Below are 6,253 nucleotides of genomic sequence, written 5' to 3'. Positions count from 1 at the left end.
GAGCCACCTCGGGGTGGATCTCGAACGGCTCCCCGATGATGTCGCCGACCGTCATGCGCGGGTTCAGCGAGGTGTACGGGTCCTGGAACACCATCTGGATGTTCCGCCGCACGGCCTTCAGCGCCGACCCCGACAGCCGGGTGATGTCCTGACCCTTGTACCGGACCCGGCCCGCCGTCGCCCGCTCCAGGCTCATCAGCACCTTGGCCAGCGTGGACTTCCCGCAGCCGGACTCGCCCACGATGCCCAGCGTCTCCCCCGTGACCAGGTCGAAGGAGATGCCGTCGACGGCCTTGACCGCGCCGACCTGCCGCTTGAAGAGGACGCCCTGGGTCAGCGGGTAGTGCTTGACCAGGTCCCGGACCTCCAGGATCGGCTCAGCCACGGAGGGTCTCCTTCCAGAAGTGGCAGGCGCTGTGCCGGCCCGGCAGGTCCCTGCCCTCCGCGTCCAGCACCGGTACGAGCGGCGGCGGTTCGGACCGGCAGACGGCCTGCGCCCGGTCGCAGCGCGGGTTGAACGCGCAGCCGGTCGGGATGTGCAGGAGGTTCGGCGGCAGGCCCTGGATGGCGTAGAGGTTCTGCCCCTTCTGGTCCAGCCGGGGAATCGAGTTGAGCAGGCCACGGGTGTACGGGTGGGCCGGGCGCGCGTACAGCTCGTGCACGGGCGCCGTCTCGACGATCCGGCCCGCGTACATGACGGCGATCTTGTCCGCGACGTCGGCCACCACGCCGAGGTCGTGGGTGATCAGGATCAGCCCCATGTGGAACTCGGACTGCAACTCGGCCAGCAGGTCCATCACCTGGGCCTGCACGGTCACGTCCAGCGCGGTCGTGGGCTCGTCCGCGATGATCAGGTCGGGCTCCATCGAGAGCGCCATGGCGATCATGATGCGCTGGCGCATGCCGCCGGAGAACTGGTGCGGGAAGTCGTTCACTCGCTGTGCCGCCGCCGGGATGCGCACCCGCTCCATCAGCTCGACCGAGCGCTCCTTCGCCTCCTTGCGCGAGGCGCCCTGGTGCACCCGGAACATCTCGCCGAGCTGGTAGCCCACGCTGAGCACCGGGTTGAGCGAGGACAGCGCGTCCTGGAAGATCATCGCGATCTTCCGGCCGCGCACCGCGCGCCTGGCCCTGGGGCTCATCGTCAGCAGGTCCTGGCCCCGGAACAGCACCTTGCCGGCTGTGATCCGCCCCGGCGGCATGTCCAGGATCCCCATGATCGCCTGCGCCGTCACCGACTTGCCCGACCCGGACTCGCCGAGCACCGCCAGCGTCTCCCCGGCCGAGACCGCGTAGCTGACGCCGTTGACGGCCTTGGCGACGCCGTCCCGGGTGACGAACTCGACGTGCAGGTCGTCGACTTCGAGCAGTGGCGTGCCCGGCACCAGGTTCTCCCGGCGCGGGCCGGTCACCTCGATCGCGCCCGCGCGCGCCCCGCCGTCCCTCGTGCCGGACGGCTTCGTCGTGTCAGTCATGGTCCGCGGCCCTCCTCAGCGCAGCTTGGGGTCGAGGGCGTCGCGCACCGCGTCGCCGAGCATGATGAACGCCAGCACGGTGATGCTCAGCACGACGGCCGGGAAGAGCAGCACGTGCGGGGCGTTCAGGAAACGGGACTGGGCGTCGCTGATCATCAGGCCCCAGGAGATCGCCGGGGACTGGATGCCGATGCCCAGGTACGACAGCGCGGCCTCGGCGCCGATGAACACACCGAGGTTGATGGTGGAGACGACGATGACCGGCGCCACCGCGTTCGGCAGGATGTGCCGGGTGACGATCCGTCCCGTGCCGGCTCCGAGCGCGCGGGCGGCGACCACGTAGTCGTTGTGCTTGTTGGAGATCACCGCCGAGCGCATCAGCCGGTAGATCTGCGGCCAGCCGAGCACCGCCATCACCGCCGAGACCGTCCAGGCGTTGCCCTTCTGCCAGGTCGACATGATGAGCATGCCGCCGAGCAGCAGCGGGATCGCGAAGAAGATCTCCGTCACGCGCGAGAGGAGGCTGTCCCAGAACCCGGCCATCCAGCCGGCCAGCAGCCCGAGCGTGCCGCCGACCAGGACCACCAGCGAGGTGGTCAGGATGCCGACGATGATCGAGTTGCGGGCGCCCCAGATCGTCCGGGTGTAGACGTCGCAGCCCTGGACGTCGAAGCCGAACCAGTGGTCCGCGGACGGGCGTTGCAGCGAGGACGAGAGCTCGCAGAACCCGGCCGAGTTCGGGTCCTTGTCGGTGAACAGCTGCGGGGCGACGGCCATCGCCACCATGAGGAGCACCAGCAGCCCGCCGATGATGAAGAGCGGGTTGCGCCGCAGGTCGTACCAGGCGTCGGTCCAGAGGCTGGCCACCCGCTCCTTGTCGCCCGTGGCGGCCGCCGCCTTGGGCACCGGGGCCGTCGTGTCCAGCGCGTTCGTCGGCTCACTCATAGCGGATCCTCGGGTCAAGAACGGCGTAGAGCAGGTCGACCACCAGGTTGGTGAAGAGGTACACCATGACGAGGGCGCTCACGACGCCCACCACGATGGTGCGTTCGCGCAGGTACACGGACTGGAACAGCTGGTGCCCGATCCCGGGGATGTTGAAGATGCCCTCGGTGATCACCGCGCCGCCCATCAGCGACCCCAGGTCCATGCCGAGGAAGGTGACGATCGGGATCAGCGCGTTGCGCAGCCCGTGCCGCACCACGACGCGCAGCGGGCTCAGGCCCTTGGCCACCGCCGTGCGGACGTAGTCGGCCCGCATCACCTCGGTCAGGCTGGTCCGGGTGAGTCGGGCGATGTACGCGAGCGAGGTGGAGGCGAGCACGAAGGCCGGCAGGAGGTACGCGCGGAAGCCGTCGTCCTCGTTGAACGAGACCGGGAAGAAGTCGATGCCGTAGTCGTTGTGCAGCTTCACCCCGAGGAGCAGCTGGAGCACGAAGCCGATCACGAAGGTCGGGATCGAGATGACCATCAGGGTCGAGATCAGCACCAGGTTGTCGATGAACCGGCCGCGCCGCAGGGCGGCGACCACACCGGCGACCACGCCCACCGCCATCTCGATGACCAGCGCGGTCACCGCCAGGTTGATGGTGTACGGGAAGGCCCGCGTCATCACGTCGACGACCGCGTGGCCGCGGTAGTCCTCGCCGAAGTCGCCCTGGAACAGGCCGACCAGGTAGTGCCAGTACTGGAGGAAGAACGGATCGTCCAGGTGGTACCGGTCGTGCAGCATCGCGACGACCGTCGGGTCCGCGCGCTTCTCACCGGCCAGCGCCTGGATGGGGTCACCGGGCAGCAGGAAGACCAGTGCGTAGATCAGGAACGTCGCGCCGAGGATCACAGGTATGGCCTGGATGACCCGACGGACCACATAGCGGCCCATGCGGCGGCCTCCTCGTGGTTGGGGCGCGTCACCGGCGGGCGGCACGGGGGTTGCCCGCGCCGCCCTGCGGGACGCACCGGTCAGGGGGAGTCAGGTCAGGCGAGTTCGACGGACGGCAGGTCGATCCGGTTCTGGGGGTCGATGATCACGTTCTTGACGGTCTTGGTGTAGGCCCCGGAGCTCATGTAGGTGTACACCGGGATGTACGGCAGCTCCTTGAGCAGGATGTCGTCGGCCTGCTGGTACAGCTTCAGGCCCTCGTCGTCGGTCTTCGCCTGGTCGGCCTTGGCGAGCAGCGCCTCGAAGTCCTCGTTGACGTAGCCGCCGTAGTTGGAGCCGTTGTCGATGGCGATCTTCGAGAAGATCGGGCGCAGGTAGTCCTCGATCGACGGGTAGTCCATCGACCAGGCCATGCGGAACGCGCCCGAGTACTGCTTGGCGCCCAGCGCGTCGAGGATCTTGCCGAACTTCTCGAACGGCTTGAAGGTGACGTCAATCCCGAGGTTGTTCTTCAGCTGGTTGCCGACGGCCTCGATCCACTCCTTGTGGCCGCCGTCCGCGTTGTAGCCGATCTCCAGCTTGTTGCCGGGCAGTCCGCCGGCCTGGGTGTAGAGCGCCTTCGCCTTCGCCGGGTCGTACTTGCAGGCGTCGCCGCAGGCGCCCTGGCGGTAGCCCGGGATGATCGGGCTGACGAAGTCGTCGGCCGGCTTGCGGGTGCCGGAGAAGATCGTCTTGGTGATGGCCTCGCGGTCGATCGCCATCGAGATCGACTTGCGCAGGTCGGGGTTGGCGAACGCCGGGTTGGTCGCGATCGGGAACCCGATGTAGCCGACACCGGATTCCGGCTGGTAGATGTAGCGGTCACCGAACTCCTGGGCCACCGTCGCCATCGCCGAGATCGGCAGCTTGTTGGTGATCTGGATGTTGTCCGCGCGGAGGTCGTTGTACGCGGTTTCCAGCTTGTCGTAAATCTTGAAGGTGACCGAATCCAGCTTGGCCTTTTTGCCCGGGTAGTTGTCGTAGCGCTTGATCTTGATCTGCTGGTTGTGCTGCCACGGGCCGTCCATCTGGAAGGGGCCGTTGCCGATCGGGTTGTCGCCGAAGGCCTTCGGATCGGTGAAGAACGCCTTCGGGAGCGGGTAGAAGGCGGTGTACCCGAGCATCGTCTTGAACTGCGAGAACGGCGCCTTGAGGGTGACGGTGAAGGTCTTGTCGTCGACGACCTTGAGACCCTTGAGCGCCGTGGCGGTGGGCTTCTTGTCCTTGCCCGGGGCGAGCTCGTCGGAGCCGAGGATCTTGTCGTAGAACGGCAGGCCCTGCGCGGCGTTGCCCTGGTCGGCGCCCCAGTTCCAGGCGTCCACGAAGGACTGCGCGGTGACCTTCTCGCCGTTGTGGAAGGTGTAGCCGTCCTTGAGCTTGATCGTCCAGACGGTGGAGTCCGGGGAGTCGATCGACTCGGCCATGGCGAGCTTCGGCGCGTTGGTCTTGGGGTCGTAGTCGACGAGGCCGGTGAAGAGCGCGTACTCGACCTGGTTGCCCTCGGACTCCGCGGTGTTCTGCGGGACCAGGCCGTTCTGCGGCTCACCCAGCTGGACACTGATCGACCCACCGGTCTTGCCGGTCTGGGGCTTCTTGTCGCTGCCGGTGCTGCACGCGGACACCGCGAGCGCCGCACAGGCGGCCAGCGCGGTCAGGCGCATCGTCTTGGTGAGCCTCATTCAACTGCTCCTCGTTTTGGGGGCTTGCGAACGAACGGCGGCCCCGCCACTCGGTGTGCCGGGCGTGACGGAGTCCGACATCTCAGGGCCGACCGATCCGCACAGTTGGCGAGGTGACCACTGATACGCGCAAAAGCAACTATCGATCAGCCGACCGGCTTTCGGAATCCGCGTCACATATCTTTTCAATTACGCGCCGGACCCGCCCCGGACAATGTTCGCCAAATTCCCTCATATCGCATCCGGAGCTACCCGCTCCGAACCCCGGAAGACGGACGGCCATCTCCGGTATTCGCGCGTTTACGAGGAGTAATCGATCTTTTTCCGGCGTTTGCCCAGCACAACGCAGGGCGCGCCCTCGAATCGAGGACGCGCCCTTGGTGTGCGCCGCCGGCCGCGGCGTCGACCGAATTGTTACCCGATCTCGCGCCGCCGCGCTCTACCTGATCTCGCGCTCCGCCGCGCTCTACCCGATCTCGCGCTCCGCCGCGAAGTGACACGCCGACTCGTGCCGGGCCGCCCCTTCGAGCCACGACGGCGCCGCGAGCAGCGGCACCTCCACCGCGCACCGCTCCTGCGCCTTCCAGCAGCGGGTGCGGAAGCGGCAGCCCGACGGAGGGTTGGCCGGCGAGGGCACGTCCCCGGTGAGGACGATCCGGTCCCGGGACTCGCGCGCCGTCGGGTCCGGTACGGGCACCGCGGAGAGCAGCGCCTGAGTGTACGGGTGGGTGGCGTGGTCGTAGATCTCCGCGTCGCTGCCGATCTCGACCATCCGCCCGAGGTACATCACGCCGACGCGGTCGGAGATGTGCCGGACGATCGAGAGGTCGTGCGCGATGAACATGTACGAGAGGTTGAACTCGCCCTGCAGCTGCTCCAGCAGGTTGATCACCTGCGCCTGCACCGACACGTCCAGGGCGGAGACCGGCTCGTCACAGATGATGATCTCCGGCTTGAGCGCCAACCCCCTGGCGATGCCGATGCGTTGGCGCTGGCCACCGGAGAACTGGTGCGGATACCGGTTGATGTACTCCGGATTGAGCCCGACGACGTCCAGGAGGTCCTGGACGGCCTTGCGGCGGTCGCCCTTCGGAGCCACCTCGGGGTGGATCTCGAACGGCTCCCCGATGATGTCGCCGACCGTCATGCGCGGGTTCAGCGAGGTGTACGGGTCCTGG

The 6,253-nt window shown here is 67.5% G+C and carries 6 protein-coding genes; all 6 read right to left on the bottom strand.

Translation table 11 applies throughout. The annotated features are described in order from the left end of the window. Positions 1-385: ATP-binding cassette domain-containing protein (locus PUR71_RS24395; protein WP_329929234.1), on the bottom strand; the 385-nt coding region annotated here is incomplete at its 3' end. Then, positions 378-1,475 (bottom strand): ABC transporter ATP-binding protein, encoded by a 1,098-nt coding sequence (locus PUR71_RS24390; protein WP_329929233.1) that lies wholly within the window; start codon positions 1,473-1,475, stop codon positions 378-380. The genes PUR71_RS24390 and PUR71_RS24395, both read right to left, overlap by 8 nt. A gap of 15 nt (positions 1,476-1,490) precedes the next feature. Then, positions 1,491-2,420 carry an ABC transporter permease gene (locus PUR71_RS24385; protein ID WP_329929232.1) on the bottom strand — a complete coding sequence of 310 codons (930 nt, stop codon included), beginning with the start codon at positions 2,418-2,420 and terminating at the stop codon, positions 1,491-1,493. Beyond that, on the bottom strand, positions 2,413-3,357 hold the full coding sequence (locus PUR71_RS24380) for an ABC transporter permease (protein WP_329929231.1): 945 nt from the start codon (positions 3,355-3,357) through the stop codon (positions 2,413-2,415). The genes PUR71_RS24385 and PUR71_RS24380 overlap by 8 nt, the downstream gene beginning before the upstream one ends. A 95-nt stretch (positions 3,358-3,452) precedes the next feature. After that, positions 3,453-5,075, bottom strand: coding sequence for a peptide ABC transporter substrate-binding protein (locus PUR71_RS24375; RefSeq protein ID WP_329929230.1), 1,623 nt, complete (start codon positions 5,073-5,075; stop codon positions 3,453-3,455). Between the two features lie 466 nt (positions 5,076-5,541). Next, positions 5,542-6,253, bottom strand: a 712-nt coding sequence (locus tag PUR71_RS24370; protein WP_329929229.1) for an ABC transporter ATP-binding protein, incomplete at its 5' end; no start/stop codon positions are given.

The organism is Streptomyces sp. SP17BM10, from assembly GCF_036322405.1.
Lineage (GTDB): Bacteria > Actinomycetota > Actinomycetes > Streptomycetales > Streptomycetaceae > Kitasatospora.
Note: the sequence above shows the minus strand (reverse complement) of the source record. Positions and strands in the feature narration are given on the sequence as shown.

Excerpts from the sequence above, each read along its gene's own strand:
- PUR71_RS24375 (WP_329929230.1), bottom strand. The coding sequence starts at position 5,075 with ATGAGGCTCACCAAGACGATGCGCCTGACCGCGCTGGCCGCCTGTGCG.
- PUR71_RS24380 (WP_329929231.1), bottom strand. The coding sequence starts at position 3,357 with ATGGGCCGCTATGTGGTCCGTCGGGTCATCCAGGCCATACCTGTGATC.
- PUR71_RS24390 (WP_329929233.1), bottom strand. The coding sequence starts at position 1,475 with ATGACTGACACGACGAAGCCGTCCGGCACGAGGGACGGCGGGGCGCGC.
- PUR71_RS24385 (WP_329929232.1), bottom strand. The coding sequence starts at position 2,420 with ATGAGTGAGCCGACGAACGCGCTGGACACGACGGCCCCGGTGCCCAAG.